This is a genomic window from Corallococcus sp. CA054B (assembly GCF_003611625.1).
Lineage (GTDB): Bacteria > Myxococcota > Myxococcia > Myxococcales > Myxococcaceae > Corallococcus > Corallococcus coralloides.
In genome coordinates, this window is sequence record NZ_RAVY01000116.1 from 1 (window position 1) to 25,007 (window position 25,007).

Here is a 25,007-nt window from a genome sequence, read left to right on the forward strand (position 1 = left end):
ATGGATGCTCGCGCATCCGCGAACCGTCCTCTTTGAGGCCCGTCAGTTCAACTGGCTCCGCAGCTATCCCAGCAGCAGCAGCCCTATGGAAGATCAGCCTCCCTCATGCGATGAGGGGATCCCTCAGAGTTCGGACCGCTGTTCAGATCGCCTTTGTTAAGTCGTGTTTGTACTGATTGCTGCCCGTTTGGATGCTGACGCATTAGTTTGATTGTGCTGGCAAGTGCTGTAGCCGCCACACCGTGAACGTGTGCAGTCGCCGACCCCGGAACACGCCCGTGAGCTTCACCGGGCCCTCCACGGAGCCAAAGCGTTGCGCCAGTTCTTCCGGCGGCGCGGCGCCGTTCTCCGAGCACCACAGCACGTCCTGCCCGGGCTTCAATTCCAGCTCAGGCCACAGGTCATACTGGCTCTTGCGCCGTGACGGCCCCACCGTGTCCGTCTCCACGCCCGCCGTGTACGCGACCTGCGAGGCCAGCTGATACGTGGGCGCGTAGACCGCCGCGGGACCCGGCGCCATGCCCGGGAACAACTTCTCCGGCGTCCTCAGCCGCTCCAGCACGCCCCAGCCGTGTGTCCTCGCCAGCACCGTGTCACGCTCGAACGTCAGCAGCGGGAACAACAGGTGCGACGTCACCGCCAGCACCACCGCCATCCCGCTCCACGCCGCCGCCCGCTGCCACACCGGCCGCATCCCCGCGACGCCAATGCACGCCGCCACGTACGCCGCTGCCGGCCAGTTGGCCTCACCCCGCGTCTTCGCCGCCGCGTAGCCGAAGAACAGCAGCGGAATCACCGCCGCCATGCGCAGCAGGAACTGCTCTCTCGGCCCTCGCACCGCGTACACCAGCGCCAGCGGGAACAGCACCGGCCCTCCCATGGCGAACTGCCCCGCCACGTACTCGCCGAACGTCGCCCACCCGCCGCGCCCGCCCAGGCCGTGGTTCAGCTGGAACTTGAACCCCACCCAGTCATGGCTCGCGTTCCACAACACCACCGGCAGGAAGCACAGCAACCCAAGCCCCGCCGTCAGCCACGCCCCCGCCGGTAGCCTTCGCGCCTTCAACGCCGCGACCATGAACGCCAGCCCCAGCAGCACGGACGGGTACTTGGACAACAGCGCCAGGCCACACGTCAGCCCCGCCAGCACCCACTTCTCGCGGTACAGCGCCCACAGCCCCAGCGCCCAGAACAGCAGCATGGGCGAATCCGGCGTGGCCCAGACTCCGGAGAGGATGCCCACCGGCACCGCGCTCCACAGCGCCAGCGCCCTCCAGGCCGCGTCCCTTGAGCGGTACACGTCCAGCGCCAGCCCCCACACCGCCACGCCCGTCCCCAGCCCGCACAGGAGCGACGTCCCCCGGATGCCCAGCGCGGCGATGAGCCACGCCACCATCGGCGGATGGTCGAAATATCCCCATGCGAGATGCCGGGCCCATTGCCAGTAATAGGTTTCGTCGAAGTAGACGTCCGTTCCCAGCGCCAGCGCGAGCCGCACCCCTACGCCCAGCCCCACCAGGACGAGGCACGTCTTCATTCCCGGGCCGGGGCTGGAGTGGGCGGACGCACGCACGCCCCTGGACAAAGCGCACCGGAGGGCCGTTGGCCAGCAGGGAGTGAGACCATTTCAGCTTGCCCCCGCGAACCCAGGCTCACAATGTGAAGGGCCGCGAAGCCGCAGCACACCGGGAGCACCCCATGGACGACCATCCCCCCTCTGGACATACCAACCGTCTGGCCCAGGAGCCGTCGCCGTACCTGCGCCAGCACGCCACGAATCCCGTGGACTGGTACCCCTGGGGGGACGAAGCCCTGGCCCGCGCCCGCGCGGAGAACAAGCCCATCCTGCTCTCGGTGGGCTACTCCGCGTGCCACTGGTGCCACGTCATGGCCCACGAGTCCTTCGAACACCCGGACATCGCGCGCCTGATGAACGAGGGCTTCATCAACATCAAGGTCGACCGCGAGGAGCGCCCCGACCTGGACCAGATCTACCAGGGCGTCGTGCAGCTCATGGGGCAGGGCGGGGGCTGGCCCCTCACCGTGTTCCTCACCCCGGACCTGCGCCCCTTCTACGGCGGCACCTACTTCCCGCCCTCGGACCGCTACGGCCGGCCCGGCTTCCCGCGCCTGCTCACCGCGCTGCGCGACGCCTGGGAGAACAAGGCGGACGAAATCGAGGAGCAGGCCCGGCGCTTCCAGGAGGGCCTGGGCGAGCTGTCCACCCACGGCCTGGACGCCGCCCCCGCGCACCTGTCCGCGGAGGACATCGTCGCCATGGGCCAGTCCATGCTGAAGCGCATGGACCCCGTGAACGGCGGCTTCGGCGGCGCCCCCAAGTTCCCCAACCCCATGAACGTGGCGCTGCTCCTGCGCGCGTGGCGGCGTGGCGGCGGGGAGCCCCTGAAGGCCGCGGTGTTCCGCACGCTGGAGCGCATGGCCCTGGGCGGCATCTACGACCAGCTGGGCGGCGGCTTCCACCGCTACTCCGTGGACGAGCGCTGGCTGGTGCCCCACTTCGAGAAGATGCTCTACGACAACGCCCAGCTCCTGCACCTGTACTCGGAAGCGGAGCAGGTGGAGTCTCGGCCGCTCTGGCGCAAGGTCGTGGAGGAGACCGTCGAGTACGTCCGCCGCGAGATGACCGACCCGGCCGGCGGCTTCTACGCCACGCAGGACGCGGACAGCGAAGGCGAGGAGGGGAAGTTCTTCGTCTGGCACCCCGAAGAGGTCCGCGCCGCCCTGTCCGTGGGCCAGCAGGCGGACACCGTGCTGCGCCACTTCGGCATCAAGCCCGGCGGCAACTTCGAGCACGGCGCCACGGTGCTGGAGGTCGTCGTTCCCGTGGAGCAGCTCGCGAAGGAGCAGGGCCGCCCCGTGGAGGCGGTGGAGAAGGAGCTGGCCGAAGCGCGCCGCGTCCTCTTCCTCCTGCGTGAGCAGCGCGTGAAGCCGGGCCGCGACGACAAGATTCTGGCGGGCTGGAACGGACTGATGATCCGTGGGCTCGCGCTGGCCTCGCGCGTGTTCGACCGGCCGGACTGGGCGAAGCTCGCGGCGGACGCGGCGGACTTCGTGCTCGCGAAGATGTGGGACGGCAAGCGGCTCTTGCGCTCGTACCAGCACGGCCAGGGCCGCATCGACGGCTTCCTGGAGGACTACGGCGACTTCGCCTCCGGCCTTACCGCGCTCTACCAGGCCACCTTCGACGCGAAGTACCTGGACGCGGCGGACGCGCTCGCGCACCGCGCGGTGGAGCTGTTCTGGGACGAGGAGAAGCAGGCGTACCTGTCCGCGCCCCGGGGACAGAAGGACCTGGTGGTGGCGGCCTTCTCCCTCTTCGACAACGCCTTCCCGTCCGGCGCGTCCACGCTGACGGAGGCGCAGGTGACGCTCTCCGCGCTCACCGGAGACGTGTGCCACCTGGACCAGCCGGAGCACTACGTCGCCAAGCTGCACGACCAGCTGGTGCGCAACCCCATGGGCTACGGCCACCTGGGGCTCGCGGCGGACTTGCTGGTGGATGGCGCGTCCGGCGTCACCTTCGCGGGCACCCGCGAGGCCGTGGCCCCGCTGCTGGCCGCCGCGAACCGCACCTACGCGCCGGTGTTCTCCTTCGGCTGGAACGACACGGGCTCCGCTCCGCCCGCGCGCCTCCAGGAGCTCTTCGAGGGGCGCGACCCGGTGGAAGGGAAGGGCGCCGCGTACCTCTGCCGAGGCTTCGTCTGCGAGCGGCCCATCACCGAACAGGGCCTGCTCGCGGAGCGGCTGGTGGCGGCCCCGGGCCACTGACTCAGGCCCGGGCGGCACGCCCACCGGACTACTTCACGTCCGTGACCTGGAGCGAACCGATAAGGGGCGTGATTTCGGCGTTCCCCTCGTAGCCCACGTAGAAGTGCGTGGCGTCCGCGACGGGCTGGTTGAACGTGGGATCCAACTGGGTCCACTCGCCCACGAAGGCCTCCACCCACTCGTGCCAGTACAGCGCGGGCACGCCGTCGGAGTTCACCATGTAGATGACTCCGTCCACGCGGCGCGCGGGGATGCCGGACGCGCGCAGCATGGCCACCGTGAGCAGCGAGTGCTCCGTGCAGTCGCCCTTCTTCTGGCGCAGCACGTCCGTGGCCCGGTCCGCGCTGGCGCCGTAGTCCTTCTGCAGGTTGCTGTACACCCACGCGGACAGCATCCGCGCCGCCGTGTACGCGTCCTTCTCCTCGCGGATGATGCTCTTGGCTTGCGCCTTGATGGCTGGCGCGTCCGCCTCCACCGCGAGCGTGGACTTGAGGTTCTCCCCACCGTCCGGATCCGCCACCGGCCGGGCCACGCGGCCCTTGGGCGAAGGCGGCGCCGCCAGCAGCGTCACCTCCACGCGGCCGTCCGGCAGCCGCTGGTACTTCTGCCGGTACGTGTCCTTCTGGAACTTCTCCGGCAGGTTCTTCATCACCAGCTTCACCTGGCCGGGCACCTCGCGCGCCTTCGCGGGCAGCGGCTTGGGCAGCACCACGCGCGTGAGGCCGAAGACCTCCACCAGGTCCATCCGCTTCGCCACCGACTCGGACTCGGCCCGTGCCTGCATCGTCTGGCCGAAGTCCACCCGCACCATCTTGCCGTCCGTCGTCAGGAAGGCCGCCACCGGCACCTTCTCCTTCTCCGACAGCGAGCTCACCCGCGACAGCTTCACCTTCACGCCGCCCAGCATCTGCTCCTCGGGTGCCTCCACAGTGGTGACGGTGCGGTAGGTCTCCAGGTCCGTGCCGTCCAGCGTCGAGCCCTCCACCTTCTGGCCTCGAAGCAGCGCCACGCGCGCCTGGTCCGCGTCCTCGATCGTCTCCTTGGGCAGCGGCATGGGCTTGAGCATTTCATCCGGCTGGCCCGGGCGCTTGCGCACCACGCGCAGGGAATCCCCCGTCACGGTGCCCACCAGCTCGTTGTCCCCGCCGTCGCCCTTCTGCGTGACGGTGAAGGACAGCAGCTTGCCGCCCGGCTTCGCTTCGTAGACGCGCACCTCGCGGTGCACGCGCTCCGACACGCGCGTGCCCACCTGCGCCTTGAAGATGAGCTCGTTGATGCTCTGGGCCTTGTTGCCCGGCAGCACCGTCAGGTCGGTGAAGAACCAGCCCACCTTCTTGTCCATCAGGTACAGGCCGAAGTACTCGCCGCCCTTGGGGCGCGGGGCCTTCAGCGCGTCGGAGAGCTCCTGGGCCTGCGGGGCCTGGGAGGTCTTCGCCTGGGCCTTGGCCGCCGCGGCCTTCGCCTGGTTCTTCAGCGCGGCGGGGGCCTGGGCCCAGGCGGGGGAGGGCGCCCCTGTCAGCAGGGCGAGCAGGCTCAACAATCCCAGACGGGTGCGTCGCATCGGTCGGTTCATGGAAGGCATCTGCCCGCTCGTGAGGGGGAATTACAGGCGCTTGGTCAGGATGATGAGGTCGTCACCCTGCTTGTAGAAGTCGCGGATGCGCGCCTCCTCGCCGTACTTCATGGACGCGTAGAAGCCGCGCGTGGGGCCGTAGGCCTCCGTGGCGCTCGTCTCCACACGGATGAGCCGCGCGCGGCGGCGGCGCAGGTCGCCCTCCATGGAGGAGATGAGCTGCGCGCCGATACCCTGGCCCCGCACCTCCGGCGCGGAGGCGATCCAGTACAGGTCGAACGCGTGCTCCGTCATCGGCGTGGGGCCGTAGCAGCAGTAACCCACCAGCCCGCCGCCGTCCTGCCCGCGGTCCGCCACGAGGATGGAGTAGTCCCGGTTGCCGGCCGTGAGCGCGGTGTCAACCAGCTCGATGGCGCAGTCCTGCTCCTCCTGCGAGAAGGTTTCGATTCGCCGGATCAGCGCGGCGAGCGGTTCCCGGTCCTTTCTTTCGAGCGTGCGGATTTCCATGGGTTCTTTCGAGCGCGACCTCCACGATTCGGGAGGCCAGGGCCGCGTAGTCCATGCCGGCGGCCTGCGCCGCCTTCGCGAACCCCGCGCCCGGGTGCAGGTCGCAGTTGGGGTTGATGTCGATGACGTACGGCACACCCTCGGGCGACACCCGAAGGTCCACGCGTCCATAGTCCTGGCAATCCAGCGCTGCAAATGCTTCCAGCGCCGTCTGGATGCAACGCGCTTCCTGCACTGCGTCGAGCCGGCAGGGCCCCGTGGGCGAGTCCCGGTACTCCGGTGACTCCGCCTCCCACTTGGCCCGGTACGACACGATGTTCGGCCGGTCGTCGAACGCGCGACCGAAGTGGATCTCCGTGAGCGGCAGCGCCTGTCGCGGGCTGTTGCCCAACAGCGGAACGTAGACCTCGCGTCCCGGGATGAACTGCTCCACCAACGCGGGCTGATGGAAGGTGCGCAGCACGGACTCGCACGCCCGCACGAGCGCCGAGCGCTCCGTCACCACCGAGTCGAAGTCCATGCCCACGCTGGCGTCCTCGCGCGCTGGCTTCACGATGAGCGGCCACGGCAGGTCCACCGCCAGTGCATCCTCGCGCTTGCGCACCACGAAGGATGCGGGGGTGGAGACGCCGTGGGCGCGCAGCACGTCCTTGGCCTTGGGCTTGTGCAGCGCCAGCCCCAGCGACAGGGCGGACGAGCCGGTGTACGGCAGGCCGAGCGCGTCCAGGAGGCAGGGGACGGCCATCTCTCCGCGGCTGTCGGCGGCCAGCGACTCGCAGAGGTTCACCACGAGGTCGGGCTGGAGGAAGCGCAGGGCCTCCACGAAGTCCAGCCGGTCTCCTTCGATGGCGAGCGGCTCGGCGACCACGCCGTCCCGGCTGAGCGCATGGGCCAGGCTCTCGGCCACCCGGACCACGTCCTCGCGGGCTTCGCGCCCGGGGTCGTCCTCGAGGAGGTCGTGGTCACGATTGTGCAGCAGGATGATGTGCATTCGGAGTGCCCCGAGGGTTAGCACGTCCCCACGGACCTTCCCAGCCTGTGGCGTGGTGGCCGGTCGGTCCCTCACAGGGCTACCGCCTGCCAGGGTATGCGCTACGGTGGGTGACCCGTGGGAGCGGAAACCGGCCACCCCCGGCTTCAGGTCCCAACAAGGACGACATGCGGATTCGCGACCCCATTCACGGCGTCATCCCGGTGAGCGACCCGGAGAAGGCCGTCATCGACAGTCGCTACTACCAGCGCCTGCGCTACGTGCGGCAGCTGGGCTTCGGGGACATGGCCTTCCCCGGCGCCACCCACACCCGCCATGCCCACTGCCTGGGCGCCATGTACGTCGCCTCGCGCGTCTTCAACGCAGTGGCCAGCCGCTCCGAGCTGCCGGACGATGTGCGTGAACATTTCTGCACCGCCGTGCGCCTGGCGGTGCTCTGCCACGACCTGGGGCACATGCCCCTGTCGCACGCGTCCGAGCGCATCGCGCCCCGGCGGTCGCTGCTGCGGCTGCCCGGCTGGCTGGACTCCGTGGCGGAAGGGGAGCAGGCGACCCACGAGGACTACACGGCGAAGCTGCTCCTGGACAGCTCGCTGACGGACATCATCAACCGCGAGTTCGGCCCGCGCGGCATCACCGCCATGGGGGCGGTGGCGCTGATCACCGGCGCGAAGCCGCCCAAGGACCCGGGCTTCACGTACAAGGGCGTGGACTGGACGCCGCTGCTGCGCGCCATCGTCTCCGGGGAACTGGACGCGGACCGGATGGACTACCTGCTGCGCGACTCGTTCTACACGGGCGTGAACTACGGCCGGTACGACATGGATTGGATCGTCTCCAACCTGAACCCGGCGGTGAAGGACGGGCGGGCGGTGCTGGCCTTGTCTCGCGCGGCGGCGTTCGCGTTCGAGGACTTCCTGCTCAGCCGCTACCACATGTTCGTGTCGGTGTACCTGCACCACACGTCGGTGAACTTCGACCACATGCTGCGCCGGTACTACGAGGAGACGCCCGGCGAGTTCGAGATTCCCCACGACCCGGAGGCCTTCCTCCTCTGCGACGACGCGGCGCTCTGGTACACGCTGCGCCGCTCGAAGAACCGGTGGGCGGAGCGCATCAGCCGCCGGCAGGGCTTCAAGCTGCTGGCGCAGTTCACGGAGCGCGACACCGGCTATGATTTGGAGGTGCTCAACAGCGCGCTCACCAGCGGCGGCTTCGAGCACTACACGGTGCTGTCCAAGGGGGCGCTCAGCAAGTACGTGGGGTCCTCCGGGGGCGGCGGCAACCCGGGGCTGTTCATCCTGGACGTGTCCACGGGGCGGCTGACGGAAGTGGCGCGCTACACGCCGCTCTACCAGCGCTACAGTGGCGCGGTGCGACTGACGCGGCTCTATGTCCGGCCGGACCAGGCGGAGCGGGCGCGCGAGATGATGGGCCGGCTGCTCGGCCAGACGACGCAACCCTGAAGGACGACGGTGCAACCATGAGCGAGCCCCTTCCCGGCATGGGCCTCTTCGCGCCCCACACCCCCGTGGAGCCACGGCCCTCCTCGGTGGTCATCCTCTATCGCCGCGCGCACTCCGGCGTGGAGGTGTTCTGGGTGAAGCGCGAGCGCGCGCTCGCCTTCGCGGGCGGCTTCCAAGCCTTCCCCGGCGGCAAGCTGGACAAGGACGACCACGAAGTCTCCGTGCAGGGCGCCCAGGGAGAAGAGGCCGCGCTGCGCTCCGCGGCGGCGCGCGAGCTGTTCGAGGAAGCGGGCGTGCTGTTGGCCGAAGGCGCGAGCGCGCTGTCTCCCGAGACGCTGGAGGAGGGGCGGGCGGCGCTGCTCGCGGGCACGGCGAAGTGGAGTGAGTGGCTGACGCGCCACACGCTGTCCCTTCGCGCGGAGGACCTCAAGCCCGCGGGGCGCTGGGTGACGCCGCCGGCCATCCCGGTGCGCTTCGACACGCGCTTCTACCTGGTGGAGCTGCCGGAGGGCGCGGCGGCGAGCATCATCCCGGGCGAGCTGACGGAAGGCGCGTGGATCCGCCCGGAGGACGCGCTGGCGCGCTGGAGTGACGGCACGGCGCTGCTGCATCCGCCCGCGCAGCATGCGTTGCAGGTGCTGTCGGAGTTCACGGACGAAGCGGACGCGCGCGCGAAGCTGTGCACGCCGCCGTACTGCCCGGGCTACGTGGCCCAGCGCATCGAGTTCCAGCGCGGCGTGCGCGTGGTGGCGCTGGAGACGCCCACGCTGCCTCCGGCGACGCACACCAACGCGTACGTGCTGGGCACGGGCGACCTGCTCATCGTGGACCCCGGGTCGTCGGACGTGAAGCAGTACGCGAAGCTCCTGTCGCTGGTGTCGGGTCTGAAGGCGGAGGGCGCGCGTCCGGTGGCGGTGGTGCTCACGCACCACCACGGCGACCACGTGGGCGGGGCGCTCGCGGTGAAGGAGCGGCTGGGCATTCCGCTCTGGTGCCACGCGCGCACCGCGGACCGGCTGGACTTCCCGGTGGAGCGGCTGCTGGAGGACGGCGAGGTGCTCAACCTGGACGGGCCGATGGTGCAGCGCTGGCACGTGCTGCACACGCCGGGGCATGCGCGTGGGCATTTGTGCCTGGTGGACTCGCGCAGCAAGGCGGCCATCGTGGGGGACATGGTGGCGAGCGTGGGCTCCATCGTCATCGACCCGCCGGAGGGCAACATGGTGGAGTACCTCACGCAGCTGAAGCGGCTGCGCGACTGGCCCGTGACGACGCTGTACCCCGCGCACGGTTCGCCGGTGCCGGACGGCCCGGGCAAGCTGAACGAGTACCTGCGCCACCGCGCCCAGCGCGAGGCCCTCATCCTGGAGGCCGTGCCCGCGACGGGCGCGACGCTCGCGGAGGTGGTGGCCTCGGCCTACGCGGACACGCCGCCCCTGATGCATCCGGTGGCGGAGCGCAGCGCCCTGGCGTCCCTGGAGAAGCTGGTGGCGGAGGGCCGCGTGCGCGAGGAGTCCTTCACCTGGTTCCGCGTCGGGGCCTGAGCGCGAAGGGAAGGGCACGCATGAGCACGGACGGCACCTATCTGGCGGTCTTCCTCAGCGACAAGACGAGTCCGCGCTGGCGGGCCTGGTATGCGATGTCCGAAGACGAACGGCGCGCGAAGGCCGAAGCCGGTGTCGCCGCCGTGAAGGCCTGGGACGAGAAGCACCGGGACGTCATCGTCTACGAGGGCGGCCCGCTCGGCAAAACCAAGCGGACGTCGCTGGAGGGCGTGGCGGACGTCGTGAACGAGCTGACCGTCTTCGTCGTCGTGCGCGCGCCGTCGCATGAAGCCGCGGCGAGGCTGTTCGAGAATCACCCGCACATGACGATCTTCCCGTGCGACGCAGTGGACGTGATGCCGCTGCTTTCGGGCTCGTCCGAGGCCTAGAAACTGCCCATCAACCCCAGGTGCGGGCCCTTGCTGCTGTAGGTGGCCACGGGCATCAGGCTCACGGTCGGAGTGGGGGCCGCCTGCTCCGCGGCCTCCTTGTGCAGGGCGTTGGAGTGGGACAGCTCGAAGCCCGCGCTCGCGCCCACCACCGGCAGGATGAAGAGGGCGGCGTTGAGGGCCGGGGGGGCTTCGGTGCCTCCGCTGTTCACCAGCGTGAGCGCCAGGAACGTCGCGCCCCAGCCCACCATGCTCCCGGCCACCGTCGCGCCCACCCGGCCGCGTCCGCCCATGAACCGGCCGCCCGCGTAGGTGCCCACCGGGATGCCGATGATGCCTCCCGCCGCGGCGCCCGCGACGGCCATCACCAGGCACTCGTCACAGCCCACCGTGGCGGACCCCAGCAGGTACCCCACCGAGCCCAGCACCGTCGCGCCCACGACGCCGCCCGCCGTGCCGCCCAGCACCTCCACCGCCACGCGCGGCACCGGGTCCTTCGCGGCGGGCGCGGCCTTCACGGAGGGCAGCGCCTGGGAGGGGACGGAGGTGCGCGCCGGGACCTCGTCACCGGAGGCGACGTCCGGCGGCGGAGGCACGTCCTGGTCCGGCGCGCCCACCAACGGTGGCGGCGTGAGGCTCCCGGCGGGAGCCTGTGCTGGCTCGGAGGGGGCCTCCTGAGCCGAGGCCAGGCCCGATACGAGCAGCAGTGCGAGGAGTGTGGACAGACGTGTGCGCTTCACCAGGACTTGAGGCTACCGCAACGGCTGCGTCGGCGTCGCGCTGTCACCGGAAGTGGGCGTCTCCTCGCGAGGCCGGCGGCGCAGGGCCCGGTAGACGAGCGGCGCCACGGCCAGCAGCGCCTGCGGCACCAGCGACAGCGCGTCCGGATACAGGCCCAGCATGTCCACGTAGATGAAGCGCACCGGCACCAGCGGCAGCGCGCCCACCTCCTGCAGGGAGTGGATGCCCTTGCCCAGCAGCATCACCGCCGTCACCACCATCACCACCGTGGAGAGGTTGAAGAGCGTCTTCATGGGCAGCCGGTAGCCCATGCGGTTGATGAAGAGCACCAGCACCGCCAGCGCCACGACGCCCGCCACCACGCCCCAGACCACGCCCGCCGCCGAGTCCACCGCCAGGCCCTGGAGGAAGATGGCGGTCTCGAAGCTCTCGCGCAGCACGGACGTGAACGCGATGACGAACAGGCCCACCGTGCTGCCCCGGCCCAGCGCGCCCTGCATCTTCTGGCGCAGCTCGCCCATGAAGTGGCTCACGTTCGCGCGCGCGTTGAGCCACAGCGCCGCGTACAGCAGCATGGCCACGGCGACGAGCGCGGTGACGCCCTCCATCCACTCACGCTGAGCGCCCGCCAGCAGCTTGCGCCCGATGATGTACGCGATGGCGCCCGCGATGAGCGCGGACACCCAGCCCGCGTGCACCACGCGCACCTGGTCCATGGCCTTCATCTTCTTCAGCGCCGCCAGCAGCGCCGTGACGATGATGGTCGCCTCGAAGCCTTCACGCAGCAGGATGAGCAGCGTGAGCCACGCCACGGACAGCACGTCCGTGGTGCTCCCCGTGGTCTTGCGCGCCTGGTCCAGGAGCGACAGCAGCTCGCGCCCCTCGTCCTGCAGGTGCGGGCTCTTGCGCTCGGCGGCGAGCCGCGCCTGCATGAAGGCCTCCTCCAGCTTCTGGGTGAGCGCCGGGTCGCGCCCGCGCAGCTTGGGCTCCACCGGCTCCAGGCCGTTCAGGTACGCGTCCAGGAGCGCGTTCTTCGCGCCCACGTAGTCGCCCTCCGCGCCCATGCGCATCGCGTGGCCCACCGCCGCGCGCGCGTTGAGCAGCACCTTCTCCTCGTCCGCGTCCGGCATGTTCCGGCGCAGGCACGCCACCTTCTCCGCGCCGAACGCCTTCGCCAGCTCCGCGTCCGTGGACGTGGCCAGCCGCTCCAGCGACGCGCTGGGCGGCTCGCCCTGGCACGGCGGCTGGCGCAGGGTGAAGAGGAAGAAGGCCAGCGACCAGCGGTCGTCCTCGGTGAGCGTGGGGAAGGCCGGCATCGCCGTGCCGGGCACGCCGAAGCTGGTGGTGTTGAACGCCTTGTACGGCGTGAGGCCGTCCTCCATCAGCTCCGGGTCGTGGAAGTTCGCCGGCTGCGGCTCCATGTTCGCCGCGATGGCCACGTCCGCCTTGCCCTCCGCGCCGTGGCACGCCGTGCAGTTGGCCTGGAAGAGCTTCTTGCCGTGCTCCAGGTCCGGCGCCACGCGAGGGCTGCGCGCCAGGCCCCCCGCCAGCACCAGGCTCTCCACCAGCTCCCCGCAGTCGCGGCTCACGCCCTCCGGGTCCTTCGCTTCATTGACGCGCGCCTGGATGGCCTCCACGCGGGGCACGAACGTGGCCGCCGCCGGGCCCAGCTCCTTCGCCGCCGCCAGCGCCTCCGCCGCGAAGCTCTTCTGCTCCGTCAGCTCGAACTCCGACTGGGACGACACCGCCGCCGGATAGTCCGCCTGGAGGTACTGGAGGATGCCCACCAACCGGTGCCAGGTGCGCCCCTCGTCGGTCGCCGGTGCTTCAGCCCGGGCAGAAGAGGACAGCGCGAGCAGCAGGCACAACGTGAGGGAGGCGGCGTGTTTCACGGCCGTCTTCTACCAACCACGCCACGGGCGTTCAATTCTGCGAATCAAGATCAAATGATGAGACCCCCTCGGGAAACGAGGGGGCTCTCGGGTCAACACCCGGGGTGTTCCCGGGGATGACTCAGGGCAGCTCGCAGTACTGCGGGAACGTCCGGCACGGATAGCAGGGGCCGCCCGGGCCGTAGTAGCAGGACTCGCCGGCGGGACAGACGCCGGTGTCCGGGCAGATCCGCAGCTCCTGCTCCTGGGAGCCTGGCTCCGCGGCCGTGCCCTCCTCGATGGGCCCGCCACAGGCCGCCAGGCCCAGCACCGCGAACAGCCCCAGCCCACGAATCAGGTGACGACGCATGCACGCTCCTTCGGTGAGAGGAACCCGCACGATAAGTCGCCCAGAGAACGCCAGGAATAAGGGCTAGCCCTGAAGCTCGTAGGTGAAGAAACCGAAGGGCAGGTCGCCCTCCGGGTGCCGTTCCTCCTCCACCAACCTCCATCCGGTCAGGTCCACGGGCGGGAAGAAGGCGTCGCCGGGGAAGTCCCGCTCGATGCGGGTGAGGTAGAGCCGGTGCCACAGCGCCTGCGTCTGCGCGTAGAGGTCCGCGCCGCCCGCGATGAAGACCTCGCTGTCGCCCTGTGCCTTCTCCAGCGCCTCGTCCACCGTGTGGGCCACGTGGACGCCAGCCGGGGCGGCCCAGTCCCGCTGGCGGGTGAGCACCACGGTGGTGCGGCCGGGCAGGGGCCTCCCGATGGAGTCGTACGTCTTGCGACCCATGACCAGGGTGTGGCCCAGGGTGAGGCGCTTGAAGCGCGCCAGGTCCGGCGGCAGGCGCCAGGGCAGGGTGTTGCCCTGGCCGATGGCGCGGTTCGCCGCCATGGCGACGATGGCGGAGATGCGCGGGCTCATACGGCCACGGGCGCCTTGATGGCGGGGTGCGGGTCGTAGCCTTCCAGCGTGAAGTCCTCGTAGCGGAAGGCGAACAGGTCCTTCACGTCCGGGTTCAGTCGCATGCGCGGCAGGGGGCGTGGCTCGCGCTTCAGCTGCTCCTGCGCCTGCTCCACGTGGTTCAGGTACAGGTGCGCGTCACCGACGGTGTGGATGAACTCGTGCGCGGTGAGTCCCGTGGCCTGCGCCACCATCATCGTGAGCAGCGAGTACGACGCGATGTTGAAGGGCAGCCCCAGGAAGATGTCCGCGCTGCGCTGGTAGAGCTGGCAGGAGAGCTTCCCGTCGGCCACGTAGAACTGGAACATCACGTGGCAGGGCGGCAGCTTCATGGAGGGCACGTCCGCCACGTTCCACGCGCTCACCAGGTGCCGGCGCGAGTCCGGGTTCTTCTTCAGCCCGTCCACCAGCTGCTGCATCTGATCCACGTGGCCGCCGTCCGGCGTGTTCCAGGAGCGCCACTGGTGGCCGTACACGGGGCCCAGGCTGCCGTCCGCGTTGGCCCACTCGTCCCAGATGGTGACCCCCACCTCCTGGAGCGAGCGCACGTTGGAGTCGCCCCGGAGCATCCACAGCAGCTCGTGGATGATGGACTTCAGGTGGAGCTTCTTCGTCGTCACCAGGGGGAAGCCCTGGGTGAGGTCGAAGCGGAGCTGGTGGCCGAAGAGGCTCAGCGTCCCCGTGCCGGTCCGGTCGCCCTTCTTCGTCCCGTGCTTCAGGACGTGCTCCATCAGACTCAGGTATGGCTGCATTGGGCCCTTTTTCCTAGGCGGGGTCGAACGGCTGATCAAAATAATGATCGCGGGTCACCACCGCACAGCGGCGCATGTGTCGCATCGCTAAAAAAGGGCTGCCATGAAGATTTACACGAAGACCGGCGACGCCGGGGAGACGGGCCTCTTCGGCGGTGGCCGCGTGGCGAAGGACGACGCGCTGGTGGACGCCTACGGCGAGGTGGACGAGCTCAACGCCACGCTGGGCCTTGCCCGCACGTTCCCGCTGCCGGCGGACCTGGAGCACTTCCTCCAGCGCATCCAGGACCAGCTCTTCACGGTGGGCGCGGTGCTGGCCACGCCGCCGCACACCAAGGCGGCGGCCCACATCCCGGAGCTGCGCCCGGAGTGGGTGGAGGAGATGGAGCGCCACATCGACCGCTACGAGGAGGAGCTGCCGAAGATGACGCACTTCATCCTCCCGGGTGGCTCGCAAGCCGCCGCGGCGCTGCACCTGTCCCGCACGGTGTGCCGCCGCGCCGAGCGCCGGGTGGTGACGCTGCTTCGCGAGGACAAGGCCCCGCCCGCCGTGGCCATGTACCTGAACCGCCTGTCGGACCTGCTCTTCGTGGTGGCCCGGCTGGTGAACTTCCGCGCCGGCCTGCCGGACGTGAAGTGGATCCCCGAGAAGCCGACGAAGTAAGCCGTGTACGCGACGCAACTGCCCACTGCCCGGCTGAGGCAGCTCGCCCAGGACGTGGGCTTCGACCTCATCGGCTTCGCGCGCGCGGAGCCCATTCCGCCGTCGTCGCTGATGTCGTGGCTGGAGGCCGGCTACGACGCGGACATGGACTGGATGGGGTCGCGCGCGGAGGAGCGGCTCGACGTGTCGGTGCTCCTTCCGGGCGCGCGCACGGTGCTGTCCTTCGCGAACAACTACTGGCGGGACGATGAGCCGTCGCAGGGCTCACCCATCGCGCGGTACGCGAGGGGCCGCGACTACCACTCCACGCTGCGCGACCGGATGAAGGCGTTCCGCAAGACCCTCAACGCCTGGTACCCGGGGCTGGGCACCTATGGCGGCGTGGACAGCGGGCCCATGATGGAGAAGGTCTGGGCCGCTCGCGGGGGCCTGGGCTACGTGGGCAAGAACGGTTGTCTCATCACGGAGTCGCACGGCTCGTGGGTGCTGCTGGCCACGCTCATCCTGGACGCGGAGGTGGACGCGTACCCGGACGGACCGGTGGCGGACCGGTGCGGCTCCTGCCGGCGGTGTCTCATGGCGTGTCCCACGGGCGCGCTGGTGGGCAACCGGCAGGTGGATGCGCGCGCGTGCCTGTCGTACCAGACCATCGAGAACCGCGACCGTGACGTGCCGGAGGCGTTCCGGCTCAAGTTCGACAACCTCATCTTCGGCTGCGACATCTGCCAGCAGGTGTGCCCGCTGAACCGCAAGCCGGTGTTCGCGGACGACGAGCGCTTCATGCCCCGCGCGGTGGCGTCGCTGGGCACGCTGGAGCTGGCGGCGCTGACACCCGAGCAATACAAGGAACTCATTCCAGGCACGGCGCTGGCGCGCGCGCGGTACGACGGTTTGAGGCGCAACGCTGTCTATGCACTGGGCGTCGCACGGCAGGCGCACGCCCGGCCGCTGCTCGAAAAACTCAGCGGCGACGACAGCGAGCTGGTACGCAGCGCCGCACGATGGGCGCTTCTGCAACTGGAGCCGTGACGCCGTCCGCCGAGGCTCCGCCGCTCGGGCGGGTGTACGCGGCGCTGACGGTGCAGGTGCTGATCAGCGCGGGCACGTACCTGGCCGCGAAGCGGGCGATGACGGAGCTGTCGCCGTTCACGGTGGTGCTGTGGCGCTTCCTCGTCTGCGGCGTCGCGTTCGTGGCGCTGCTCGCGCTGACACCGGGGCGCAAGCTGCCGCCGCGTCATGCGTGGCCGCGCATCGTGCTGCTGGGCCTGATGGGCGGGCCGGTGAACCAGACGCTGTTCTTCTCCGGCCTGTCACGCTCCACGGCGGCGCACGCGGCGCTGTTCTACGCGCTCACGCCGCTGGGCGTGTACGTGGCCAGCCTGGTGCTGGGCCGGGAGCGGGCTTCCACGCGGACGACGGCGGGCATCCTCACGGCGCTGGTGGGCGTGGTGGTGCTGCTGTTGGGCCGGGGACTCGCGAGCGCGCGGGGCACGCTGGAGGGCGACCTGCTCATCCTCGCGGCGGTGGTGGCGTGGGTGGTCTACACGACGGAAGGAAAGTCCCTGGCCACCGAGCATGGACCGCTGCGCGCGACGGCCTGGACGATGACGGTCGCCACGGTGTTGCAGCTGCCGCTCGCGCCGTTCGTGCTGGAGCCCGAGTCGGTGTGGGCCTCCAGCGCCGCGGCGAAGGCCTCCATCGTGTACGTGGGGCTGATGACGTCGGTGGTGGCGTACCTGCTCTGGTCCTACGCGCTGTCCAAGGTGCCCGCGTCGCGCGTGGCCATCTTCTCCAACCTGCAACCGGCGGTGACGGCGCTGGTCGCGTGGCTCTTCCTGGATGAGTTGCTGCACTGGGAGCTGGCGCTGGGGGGCGCGCTGGTGCTCGTGGGCGTGCGGCTGACGCAGGGCGCGCCGGTGAAGGCCGCGCCGGTGGTGGTGCGCGCGGGCTGAAGGCGTTGACCCGTGAAGGGCGGCGGACGCACGCTGCCGTCCATGCTGCGTCCCGGAGAGGACCTCCTGAAGGTCGAGGATCGCCTGTGGCTGCTCTCCGCGGCGACGGGGAAGGGCGTCTATGACTTCGCCTTCGACCGGTTCTTCGCGTGCCGCCGGCCGTACGTGCTGCCGGACGAGCCCATCGAAGTCATCGCGCGCGCGGGCGCGTGGCCCGACTACGCGGAGCGCTACCGCGAGCTGGAGGCGCAGGGCGTGCGGCTGGTGCATTCCCCGGAGCAGCACCTGCTCGCGACGGAGCTGCCGCACTGGTATCCGCTGCTGGAGGACCTGACGCCCCGGAGCCGCTGGTTCGACACGCCCCCGGATGCGCGCACGGTGGAGGCGCAGCTGGGCTGGCCGGTGTTCCTCAAGGGCGCGCGGCAGACCAGCCGCCATCGCAAGTCCCTCTCCATCATCGAGGGGCCGGAGGCTTTCCGTCAGGCCATGGACACCTACGCGCAGGACGACATCCTGCACTGGCAGCAGGTGGTGTGCCGCGAGCTGCGGCCCCTGCGGCGCGTGGACGACACGCAGGGCGCGGACGCGCTGCCGCGCTCGTTCGAGTTCCGCACGTTCTGGTGGCGGCAGCAGCTGGTGGGCTTCGGGCCCTACTGGTGGCAGGGGGCGCCGTACGCGCTGACGCCCCAGGAAGAGCGGGACGCCTTGGCGCTCGCGGGTGAAGCGGCGCGCCGGGTCGCGCTCCCGTTCCTCGTCGTCGACGTGGCCCAGGAGGTGTCCGGCCGGTGGATCGTCATCGAGTGCAACGACGGCCAGGAGAGCGGCTACGTGGGCGTGTCACCCTTCGCGCTCTGGCAGCGCGTCCTGGACGTGGAGCGCGAGCGCGCGGGCTGAAGAAAGAAGCCCCCCGAAGGCAGGCTGCCTCGCGGAGGGCTTCTGGCTGCGTGCTCGTGCGGCAGACGGCGTCAGTCGCCGTTGGGGTCCCACTCGGAGATGTCCTTCCGGGCGGGCTCCGCCGGAACGGTGGGCCGCGGCGGCTCCGCGATGCGGGGCGGCGGCTCCTTCTTCGCCACCGGCGGAGGCGGCGGGGCCGGCAGGTCGTCGTCGTCGGAGCGGCTCGGCTGCGTGGGCTCGGCCACCACGGGCTTCGGCTCGGGCTTGCGCGGGGGCGGATCCGCGCGGGGCGGCGGCTCCGAGAAGGCCTCGATGTCCGGGGGCTCCGCGCGCCGGGGCTCCGGTTCGGGCGCCACGGCGGGAGAGGGCGGGGGCGGCGTGCGCGCCGGCTCCCGGGCCTTCGCTGGGACGGCTGCCTGCTGCCGGCCGTTGTTCTTCGCGGGCTTCTCGTCCGACGCGCGGTAGCCCGTGCGCTCCGGGGGCGGCTCCGGCGGATCATCGTAGGAGTCGCGCACCGGCCTCGCGAGCGGCTGCTTGTTCTCCTCGTCGCCGAAGGGGTCCTCCTCGCGGCGGCGGTCCTTCTCCTTGATTTCGCGCAGCTTGGCCGCTTCCGTCTTGCTCATCCGGCGCTCGGGCGCGGCATCCGGTGCGTCCGGCGCCCGGTTGTTCACCGCGTTGAACCGGCGGGTGCACTGGGCGCGCGTCTCCAGGCAGCCGTCGAAACAGCGCGTCAGCTTCTTGAGGGCGGAGCCGTTGCCGCCGTACTCGATGGTGCAGTCCTCCTTGCACGTGGTGGCGTCCTCCTCGCAGCCGGGCGGGACGGGACCGGCCAGGGCAGGGGTTCCAAACAGGACGCTGAGGACGACGAGGCGCGGAAGAAGACGCATGGCAAATGTGAAAGCTACCAGTCTTCCGCGCTTCCTGGGCGAGCCCCCCGCGATATCGTCAGGCCTACGCCCGGCGACCGGGCGAGAGGAGACGCATGGCGGCGGTCAAGGTGGGCATCATCGGGGGCCAGGCCCTCTACCAGGCCCTGGGACTCCAGGGGCGCGGCGAACACCTCTCCGTGGAGACGCCCTTCGGGCCCCACAGCGCCCCACTCATCGTCACGGAGCTGGACGGTGTCCCCATCGTCTTCGTCTTCCGCCACGGCCAGGGTCACGTCCACAACGCCACCCGCGCCCCCTACCGCGCCAACCTCTTCGCCCTGAAGTCACTCGGCGTCACCCACGTCATCGCCACCGGCACTGTCGGCAGCCTGCGTGACGCCATCCAGCCGCTGCACCTGGCCCTGCCGGATCAGGTCATCGACCGGACCTACCGCCGCCCCTGCACCTTCTACGACGACGTCGCCGTGCACGTGGAGCTGGCCCAGCCCTTCTGCGCCACCCTGCGCCAGACGCTCATCGACGCGGCCCCCAAGAGCGACACGACGAGCGACACGGAGGTGCACTCCTCCGCCACCTACGTCTGCATCGAGGGCCCCTCCCTGAGCACCCAGGCGGAGAGCCAGCTGTACCGCACGTGGGGCGGGGACCTGGTGGGGCTCACCGCCATGCCGGAGGCGCGGCTCGCCCGCGAGGCGGAGCTGCACTACGCCCTCATCGCGCTGCCCACCGACCACGACTCCTGGCGCTCGCAGCCCGCAGGCCAGGAGCCCGAAGCGCTCCTGCCGCAGTTCACCCAGCGGCTGGACGCCGTCACCGCTCACGGCGCCGCGCTCCTGCGCCGCGCGCTGCCCCGCATCGCGAGCACGCCCACCACCTGCCGCTGTGCCAGCGCGCTGGCGCTGGCCATCTTCACCGACCGCACCCGCATCCCCGCCGAAGTGAAAAGCCGCCTGCGTCCGCTGCTGGGCCGCTACCTGCCCTCCGGACTCGTCTAGCGTTCAACACCCGGCACATCCCCGGTGCCTCTGGCCGCGAGCGCTCGGCTGGCCGCCTGCTGCCGAATGGCCGGGCCGTCCACACATTGGCTCCCCACAGACCCGGAGGGGGAACCACATGGGGCTGCCACGGCTCAAGTACCTGACGTGGAGGGAGTTCGCGCGGCGCTTCTGGAAGGAGATTGAAGAGGACACCGTCACCGACCTGGCGGCGCAGCTGTCCTACTACTTCATCTTCTCCCTGTTCCCCTTCCTGTTCTTCCTCGTCACGCTGGTGGCGTACATGCCGTTCGCGCCTGGCGCCGTGGACGCGATGATGGACCGCATCCGCCCGCTGGTGCCCGGCGACGCGCTGGGCGTGGTGAGCCAGCACCTGACCGCCATCGTCGGCGAGACGCGCCCCCGGCTGCTCACCGTGGGTCTCGTCGTGGCGCTGTGGACCGCGTCGCGCGGCGTGGATGCCCTGCGCAAGGCGCTCAACCTGGCCTACGACGTGTCGGAGTCCCGGCCCTACTGGAAGACGCAGGGCCTGGCGCTGCTGGTGACGCTGATGGGCGGCCTGCTGATCCCCCTGTCCTTCGCCATCCTGCTCCTGGGCGGGCGCGTGGGGGCGTGGGTGGCGGACAAGCTGGCGCTCATCGACGAGTTCCACCTCGTCTGGTCCTGGCTGCGCTGGCCCTTCACCGCGGCGCTGGTGATGCTGATGCTGTCGCTCTGCTACTACCTGCTGCCGGACGTGAAGCAGCGCTTCAAGTACATCACCCCGGGCTCCGTGATTGGCACGCTGGCGTGGCTGGGCAGCACCTGGGGCTTCACCCAGTACGTGGAGCACTTCGGCAAGTACGACGTCACCTACGGCTCCATCGGTGGCGTGGTCGTGCTGATGTTGTGGCTCTACATCTCCGGGCTCATCTTCATCCTCGGAGGGGAGCTCAACGCCATCCTCGAACACGCCTCCGCGGAGGGGAAGGCCAAGGGCGCGCGGGACTTCGGCCAGCCCGCGCCCCTGGAGCCGCCCCTCAAGACGCCCGGCGCGGCCAAGAGCGCCGCCAGCGCCCGGAAGACGCGGCTCGCGCTGTTCAGGCGCAAGCGCCGCGTGGCGGAGGGCAAGGACCCGGAGCCCCCGGGCCTCATGCCGGACGGGAGCGACAACCCGTCCGTGCACTGAAGAAGCGCCGGGGACCCGGAAGGGGCGACTGACTACTGCTTGGGCAGCCTCGCCTGGATGGCCGTCAGCCCGCCCGCGGTGTTGCGGTCACCCTTGAGCCCCTGCTGCGCGATGATCTTCCGCAGGTGCGCGATGCGGTCCTCGTTGGTGGGGTGCGTGGACAGCCACTTGAGCACGCCCGGCGTGGAGCCCTGCTCCTTCTGGAGCTTCTGGAAGAAGGTGATGAGGCCGTTGGGGTCGAAGCCCGCGCCGGAGGCGTACCTCGCGCCGTACTCGTCCGCTTCCGTCTCCTCGCTGCGGCCGTGCGCCAGCTGCAGCCCGCCGCCCGCCAGCTGCGCGGCGATCTGCGCTGCGGTGCCGGGGTTCTGGCCCAGCGCCACCTGGGTGATGGCCTGCAGGCCGTAGGCGTTCACCATGGCGCGCGCGGAGTGCCGGCCCACCACGTGGCCCGCCTCGTGCGCCATCACGCCCGCCAGCTCCGCCTCCGTGTCCGCCGCGAGCAGGAGGCCCGTGTACACGTAGAGGAAGCCGCCCGGCGTGGCGAAGGCGTTGACCGTCTTCGGGTCGTTGATGACGTTGACCTTCCACTTCACCCCGGAGCGGTCCTTGTTGGCCTGCGCGAGGATGGGCTGGGAGATGCCCCGGACGTACGCCAGCACCTCCGGGTCCTCCACGTACTTGATGTTCTCCTTCGTCTCGAGCTCCTTCTTCACCTGGAGGCCCAGCTCGTTCTCCTGCTGGTCGGAGATGAGGACACTGGCGATCGCCTTCTCCGCGCCCACGCGCTGCTTGGTGCAGCCCGTGGAGAGGCCCGAGGCCAGGGTGAGGGTCAGCAGTGCGGTGACCATCCGTTGCATGGGTGAGTCGTCCCTTCTTTGCTCAGTGGGTGGAAGCTTTCCGGGCCCGTCGTAGCCGCGCCTCCGCATCCCGGGCAAGCACCTTCCCGGAGCGCCATCCACCGGGGGACATGCACCGGAAACAGTCCGGTGGTATGCCCCGGCGCCTGGATGCCTGAACTACCGGAAGTGGAGATCGCCCGGCGCAACCTGGAGCGCTGGTTCAAGGGCCACCGCATCGTGCGCGCGGAAGCGGATGCGACCCGCGTCTTCCGGGGCGCGGAGCTGCCCCACTTCACCCGGCTCACCGGGCGGGTGACGGCCCTGGAGCGCAAGGGGAAGTACTTGCTTATCACCCTGGAGGGCGGCCACGGCCTGATGGCCCACCTGGGCATGACGGGCAAGTTCGTGCGCCGCAAGGAGGGCGAGCCCGTCCCCCACAGCCGCGCCCGCTTCCACCTGGAGGACGGCCACGTGGTCCACTTCAGTGATCCACGCCTCTTTGGCCGCATGGAGCCCGTGCCCGCGAAGGAATTGTGGGAATTGCCCGCGGTGAAGGCCCTGGGACGCGACCCGCTGACCGAAGGGCTCACCGGCCCCCAGCTCCAGGAGGCGGTGGGGGACTCCAAGCAGGACCTGAAGGTGGCGCTGATGGACCAGGGCCGCGTCGCCGGCCTGGGCAACATCCACGCCGCGGAGGCGCTCTTCCGCGCGGGGCTCCACCCGGCGCGCAAGCCCGGCACCCTCACGCCGGACGACTGGAAGCACCTGGCCCGGGCCATCCACGCCGCCTTCGACTTCGCCTTCAAGGAGCAGGAGGGCGAGGACATCACCTATCTGGAGGAGCCAGGGTCCGTGAACCGCTTCCGCGTCTACGGACGGGCGGCGGGGCCCTGCTCGAAGTGCGGTACGACGGTGGAGTCCTTCACCCAGGGTGGGCGCACCACGCATTTCTGTCCGAAATGTCAGCCGCTCTCCACGGTTGCTGTCCGCGCGTCCCGGAAGGGGACGGCGGCGGGGAAGGGGCCGGCTTCCGCCGTTGCCGGCCCAAAACCCCGATCCCGTAGACGTTGACACCCCAGGGGGGCATGGCTTGAATCGCCCGCCCTTTACACCCGGCCGCGTCATGTCGCGGCCCCGGAGACCGTTGACCATGTCTCACGTCCTGCTGGCGGCGCTGCTCGTCGCCTCGTCCACGGCCACCGCGCAGACGCCGGTGCCCGATGGTGGCACCTCGCCCTCGGCACCCCAGGAGTCGGCTCCCGCCGCGGCTCCCGCGGCTCCGGCCGCCGTTTCCCCCGCCCCCGCCTCCGAGGGCTCTGTCAGCCGCGAGGAGCTGGAGCAGCGCCTGGAGGCCACGCGTCAGGAACTGCGCGAGGACATCCGCGCGCAGACGGCCACCCAGGCCGTGGCCAACAACGACTGGCAGGAGGAGTGGACGGAGGAGAAGCGCAAGCTGGAGCTGTTCACGCTGGACGGCTACCTGCGCGTGCGCCCCGTGCTCTTCTACAAGTTCGACCTGGGCAAGCCCGCGCTGCCCTCCGGCACGCCCCTGGGCCGCCAGCTGTGGACGCGCTCGCCGCGCTCCGCCTCCGAGCAGACCCAGGCCGGCGCCAACATGCGCTTCCGCCTGGAGCCGTCCTTCAACGTCTCCGAGGACGTGCGCATCAAGGCGCAGGTGGACGCGCTGGACAACGTCCTGCTGGGCTCCAACCCGGACAGCGCCTACAGCGGGGATGGGCGCAACAACTTCACGCTCTTCTCCGAGAACCAGTCCCCGTCCAACTCCGCCGTCAACGCATGGAAGGACTCCGTCATCGTGCGGCGCGCGTACGGTGAGGTGACGACGCCGGTGGGCATCCTGCGCTTCGGCCGCATGGGCAGCCACTGGGGCCTGGGCATGCTGCGCAACGACGGCAACTGCCTGGACTGCGACTACGGCGACACGGTGGACCGCATCCAGTTCGTCACGGAGCCGTTCGCCGGCTGGTACGTGACGCCCATGCTGGACTTCAACTCGGAGGGGCTGTCCACGGAGAAGGCCAACGCCCTGGGCGAGCCGGTGGACCTCACCCAGTCCGACGACGCGCACAGCCTGGTGCTGGCCATCGCGCGGCGCGACACCGACCAGCAGCAGAAGGCCAAGCTGGACAACAACCAGGGCGTCCTCAACTACGGCCTGTACTTCACCTACCGCACGCAGCGGTACTCCACCCTGACGGAGACGGGCGTCCCCTTCGAGGACGCCAACCCCTCCATCCCCGTCACCGTCACCACGCCGGCGTTCGTCCCGCGCGGCGGCACGCTCTACATCCCGGACCTGTGGTTCAAGTACCAGGAGAAGAAGTTCCGCATCGAGGCGGAGTTCGCCGCGCAGCTGGGCACCATCGACGGGCGCGCCACCACGGCCAACGAGCCCACCACCCAGTCGCTGCGCGTGGCGCAGTTCGGCGGCGTGCTCCAGACGGAGTTCCACGTCATCGAGAACAAGCTGCACCTGGGCATCGAGGCGGGCTTCGCCTCCGGTGACAGGGCGCCGGGCTTCGGCAACTACCCGGGCCGCCAGGGCTCGGGCTCGGACGGCAACACCGCGCCGGGCGACGTGGAGGGCCGTCAGTACCGCTGCGACAACGGCGGCTGCAGCGACAACGCCATCCGCAACTTCCGCTTCAACCGCGACTACCGCGTGGACCTCATCCTGTGGCGGTCCATCCTCAATGGCGTCACGGACGCGTTCTACGTGAAGCCGGGCCTCAAGTACTCCATCGCGGAGGGCTTCGACGTCTACGGCAGCGTCATCTACTCGCAGGCGTTCTACGCGGAGTCCACGCCGTCCTCCATCAGCAGGAGCCTGGGCCTGGAGGCGGACATCGGCGCGCGCTACGTCACGGAGGACGGCTTCGTGGCGGGCATCGACTACGGCATCCTCTTCCCGCTGGACGGCCTGAAGGACCTGGGTCTGCCGGGCCAGGAGCTCAGCACCGCGCACGCCATCCGCGGCATGCTGGCCATCCGGTTCTAGCC

Annotated in this window: 23 protein-coding genes; 12 read left to right on the forward strand and 11 right to left on the reverse strand. The window is 70.2% G+C overall.

The features are described from left to right. Positions 1-202: 202 nt before the first annotated feature. On the reverse strand, positions 203-1,537 hold the full coding sequence (locus D7V80_RS25260; protein WP_120590603.1) for a glycosyltransferase family 39 protein: 1,335 nt from the start codon (positions 1,535-1,537) through the stop codon (positions 203-205). 161 nt (positions 1,538-1,698) lie between these two features. Between D7V80_RS25260 and D7V80_RS25265 the strand changes: the two genes are divergently transcribed. Beyond that, positions 1,699-3,789: a thioredoxin domain-containing protein gene (locus tag D7V80_RS25265; protein WP_120590604.1), complete on the forward strand. Its 2,091-nt coding sequence runs from the start codon at positions 1,699-1,701 to the stop codon at positions 3,787-3,789. A 28-nt stretch (positions 3,790-3,817) separates the two neighbouring features. On the opposite strand, the gene D7V80_RS25270 is transcribed toward D7V80_RS25265, so the two are convergent. From D7V80_RS25270 to D7V80_RS25280, 3 genes are read right to left on the reverse strand one after another with little or no spacing between them, the layout of a single operon-like run. Continuing rightward, positions 3,818-5,350: a transglutaminase-like domain-containing protein gene (locus D7V80_RS25270; protein ID WP_233585708.1), complete on the reverse strand. Its 1,533-nt coding sequence runs from the start codon at positions 5,348-5,350 to the stop codon at positions 3,818-3,820. 42 nt (positions 5,351-5,392) lie between these two features. Then, positions 5,393-5,869, reverse strand: a complete 477-nt coding sequence (locus tag D7V80_RS25275; RefSeq protein WP_014399286.1) for a GNAT family N-acetyltransferase — start codon at positions 5,867-5,869, stop codon at positions 5,393-5,395. Further along, positions 5,760-6,860, reverse strand: a complete 1,101-nt coding sequence (locus tag D7V80_RS25280; RefSeq protein ID WP_120590606.1) for an ATP-grasp domain-containing protein — start codon at positions 6,858-6,860, stop codon at positions 5,760-5,762. Before D7V80_RS25280 ends, D7V80_RS25275 begins: the two co-directional genes overlap by 110 nt. Before the next feature lie 167 nt (positions 6,861-7,027). Between D7V80_RS25280 and D7V80_RS25285 the strand changes: the two genes are divergently transcribed. From D7V80_RS25285 to D7V80_RS25295, 3 genes are read left to right on the forward strand one after another with little or no spacing between them, the layout of a single operon-like run. Then, the gene (locus tag D7V80_RS25285; RefSeq protein WP_120590607.1) at positions 7,028-8,326 is read left to right on the forward strand and encodes an HD domain-containing protein; all 1,299 of its coding nucleotides are present in this window, start codon (positions 7,028-7,030) and stop codon (positions 8,324-8,326) included. 17 nt (positions 8,327-8,343) lie between these two features. Further along, positions 8,344-9,870 (forward strand): MBL fold metallo-hydrolase, encoded by a 1,527-nt coding sequence (locus tag D7V80_RS25290; RefSeq protein WP_120590608.1) that lies wholly within the window; start codon positions 8,344-8,346, stop codon positions 9,868-9,870. Between the two features lie 20 nt (positions 9,871-9,890). Further along, entirely contained in the window at positions 9,891-10,259 is a 369-nt protein-coding gene (locus tag D7V80_RS25295; RefSeq protein WP_120590609.1) for a hypothetical protein, read from the forward strand. Here the strand turns inward: D7V80_RS25295 and D7V80_RS25300 are convergent. The 5 genes from D7V80_RS25300 to D7V80_RS25320 all read right to left on the reverse strand — a co-directional run bounded on the left by D7V80_RS25300 (position 10,256) and on the right by D7V80_RS25320 (position 14,584). Further along, positions 10,256-10,999, reverse strand: coding sequence for a GlsB/YeaQ/YmgE family stress response membrane protein (locus D7V80_RS25300; RefSeq protein ID WP_147447211.1), 744 nt, complete (start codon positions 10,997-10,999; stop codon positions 10,256-10,258). The genes D7V80_RS25295 and D7V80_RS25300 overlap by 4 nt on opposite strands. A 12-nt stretch (positions 11,000-11,011) precedes the next feature. Continuing rightward, positions 11,012-12,892, reverse strand: coding sequence for an FTR1 family protein (locus D7V80_RS25305; RefSeq protein WP_120590611.1), 1,881 nt, complete (start codon positions 12,890-12,892; stop codon positions 11,012-11,014). Between the two features lie 121 nt (positions 12,893-13,013). After that, positions 13,014-13,241 carry a hypothetical protein gene (locus D7V80_RS25310; RefSeq protein ID WP_120590612.1) on the reverse strand — a complete coding sequence of 76 codons (228 nt, stop codon included), beginning with the start codon at positions 13,239-13,241 and terminating at the stop codon, positions 13,014-13,016. A 63-nt stretch (positions 13,242-13,304) separates the two neighbouring features. Beyond that, positions 13,305-13,793 carry a dihydrofolate reductase gene (locus D7V80_RS25315; RefSeq protein ID WP_120590613.1) on the reverse strand — a complete coding sequence of 163 codons (489 nt, stop codon included), beginning with the start codon at positions 13,791-13,793 and terminating at the stop codon, positions 13,305-13,307. Further along, a complete protein-coding gene (locus tag D7V80_RS25320; protein ID WP_120590614.1) occupies positions 13,790-14,584 on the reverse strand; it encodes a thymidylate synthase in 795 nt (264 codons plus the stop codon). The genes D7V80_RS25315 and D7V80_RS25320 overlap by 4 nt, the downstream gene beginning before the upstream one ends. Positions 14,585-14,687: 103 nt before the next feature. Between D7V80_RS25320 and D7V80_RS25325 the strand changes: the two genes are divergently transcribed. Genes D7V80_RS25325 through D7V80_RS25340 form a run of 4 tightly spaced genes read left to right on the forward strand, consistent with a single transcriptional unit; the run spans position 14,688 to position 18,094 of the window. Beyond that, positions 14,688-15,248: a cob(I)yrinic acid a,c-diamide adenosyltransferase gene (locus D7V80_RS25325; protein ID WP_120567657.1), complete on the forward strand. Its 561-nt coding sequence runs from the start codon at positions 14,688-14,690 to the stop codon at positions 15,246-15,248. A gap of 3 nt (positions 15,249-15,251) precedes the next feature. Further along, entirely contained in the window at positions 15,252-16,277 is a 1,026-nt protein-coding gene (gene queG, locus D7V80_RS25330; protein WP_120590615.1) for a tRNA epoxyqueuosine(34) reductase QueG, read from the forward strand. Further along, positions 16,250-17,200 (forward strand): DMT family transporter, encoded by a 951-nt coding sequence (locus tag D7V80_RS25335; protein ID WP_120590616.1) that lies wholly within the window; start codon positions 16,250-16,252, stop codon positions 17,198-17,200. The genes queG and D7V80_RS25335 overlap by 28 nt, the downstream gene beginning before the upstream one ends. Before the next feature lie 12 nt (positions 17,201-17,212). Further along, a complete protein-coding gene (locus tag D7V80_RS25340) occupies positions 17,213-18,094 on the forward strand; it encodes an ATP-grasp domain-containing protein (protein WP_233585710.1) in 882 nt (293 codons plus the stop codon). Between the two features lie 71 nt (positions 18,095-18,165). On the opposite strand, the gene D7V80_RS25345 is transcribed toward D7V80_RS25340, so the two are convergent. Continuing rightward, positions 18,166-18,981 carry a hypothetical protein gene (locus D7V80_RS25345; RefSeq protein ID WP_120590617.1) on the reverse strand — a complete coding sequence of 272 codons (816 nt, stop codon included), beginning with the start codon at positions 18,979-18,981 and terminating at the stop codon, positions 18,166-18,168. Positions 18,982-19,076: 95 nt separating this feature from the next. On the opposite strand from D7V80_RS25345, the gene D7V80_RS25350 reads away from it, so the two are divergent. Both D7V80_RS25350 and D7V80_RS25355 read left to right on the forward strand, forming a co-directional pair. Beyond that, positions 19,077-19,979: an MTAP family purine nucleoside phosphorylase gene (locus D7V80_RS25350; RefSeq protein WP_120590618.1), complete on the forward strand. Its 903-nt coding sequence runs from the start codon at positions 19,077-19,079 to the stop codon at positions 19,977-19,979. Between the two features lie 118 nt (positions 19,980-20,097). Beyond that, positions 20,098-21,147, forward strand: coding sequence for a YihY/virulence factor BrkB family protein (locus tag D7V80_RS25355; protein WP_120590619.1), 1,050 nt, complete (start codon positions 20,098-20,100; stop codon positions 21,145-21,147). 32 nt (positions 21,148-21,179) lie between these two features. On the opposite strand, the gene D7V80_RS25360 is transcribed toward D7V80_RS25355, so the two are convergent. After that, complete coding sequence (locus tag D7V80_RS25360) at positions 21,180-22,004, reverse strand: M48 family metallopeptidase (protein ID WP_120590620.1); 825 nt, start codon at positions 22,002-22,004, stop codon at positions 21,180-21,182. A gap of 150 nt (positions 22,005-22,154) precedes the next feature. On the opposite strand from D7V80_RS25360, the gene mutM reads away from it, so the two are divergent. Further along, positions 22,155-23,057: a bifunctional DNA-formamidopyrimidine glycosylase/DNA-(apurinic or apyrimidinic site) lyase gene (gene mutM, locus D7V80_RS25365; RefSeq protein WP_120590621.1), complete on the forward strand. Its 903-nt coding sequence runs from the start codon at positions 22,155-22,157 to the stop codon at positions 23,055-23,057. A gap of 79 nt (positions 23,058-23,136) precedes the next feature. After that, positions 23,137-25,005 (forward strand): TIGR04551 family protein, encoded by a 1,869-nt coding sequence (locus tag D7V80_RS25370; RefSeq protein WP_233585712.1) that lies wholly within the window; start codon positions 23,137-23,139, stop codon positions 25,003-25,005. Positions 25,006-25,007: the final 2 nt, after the last annotated feature.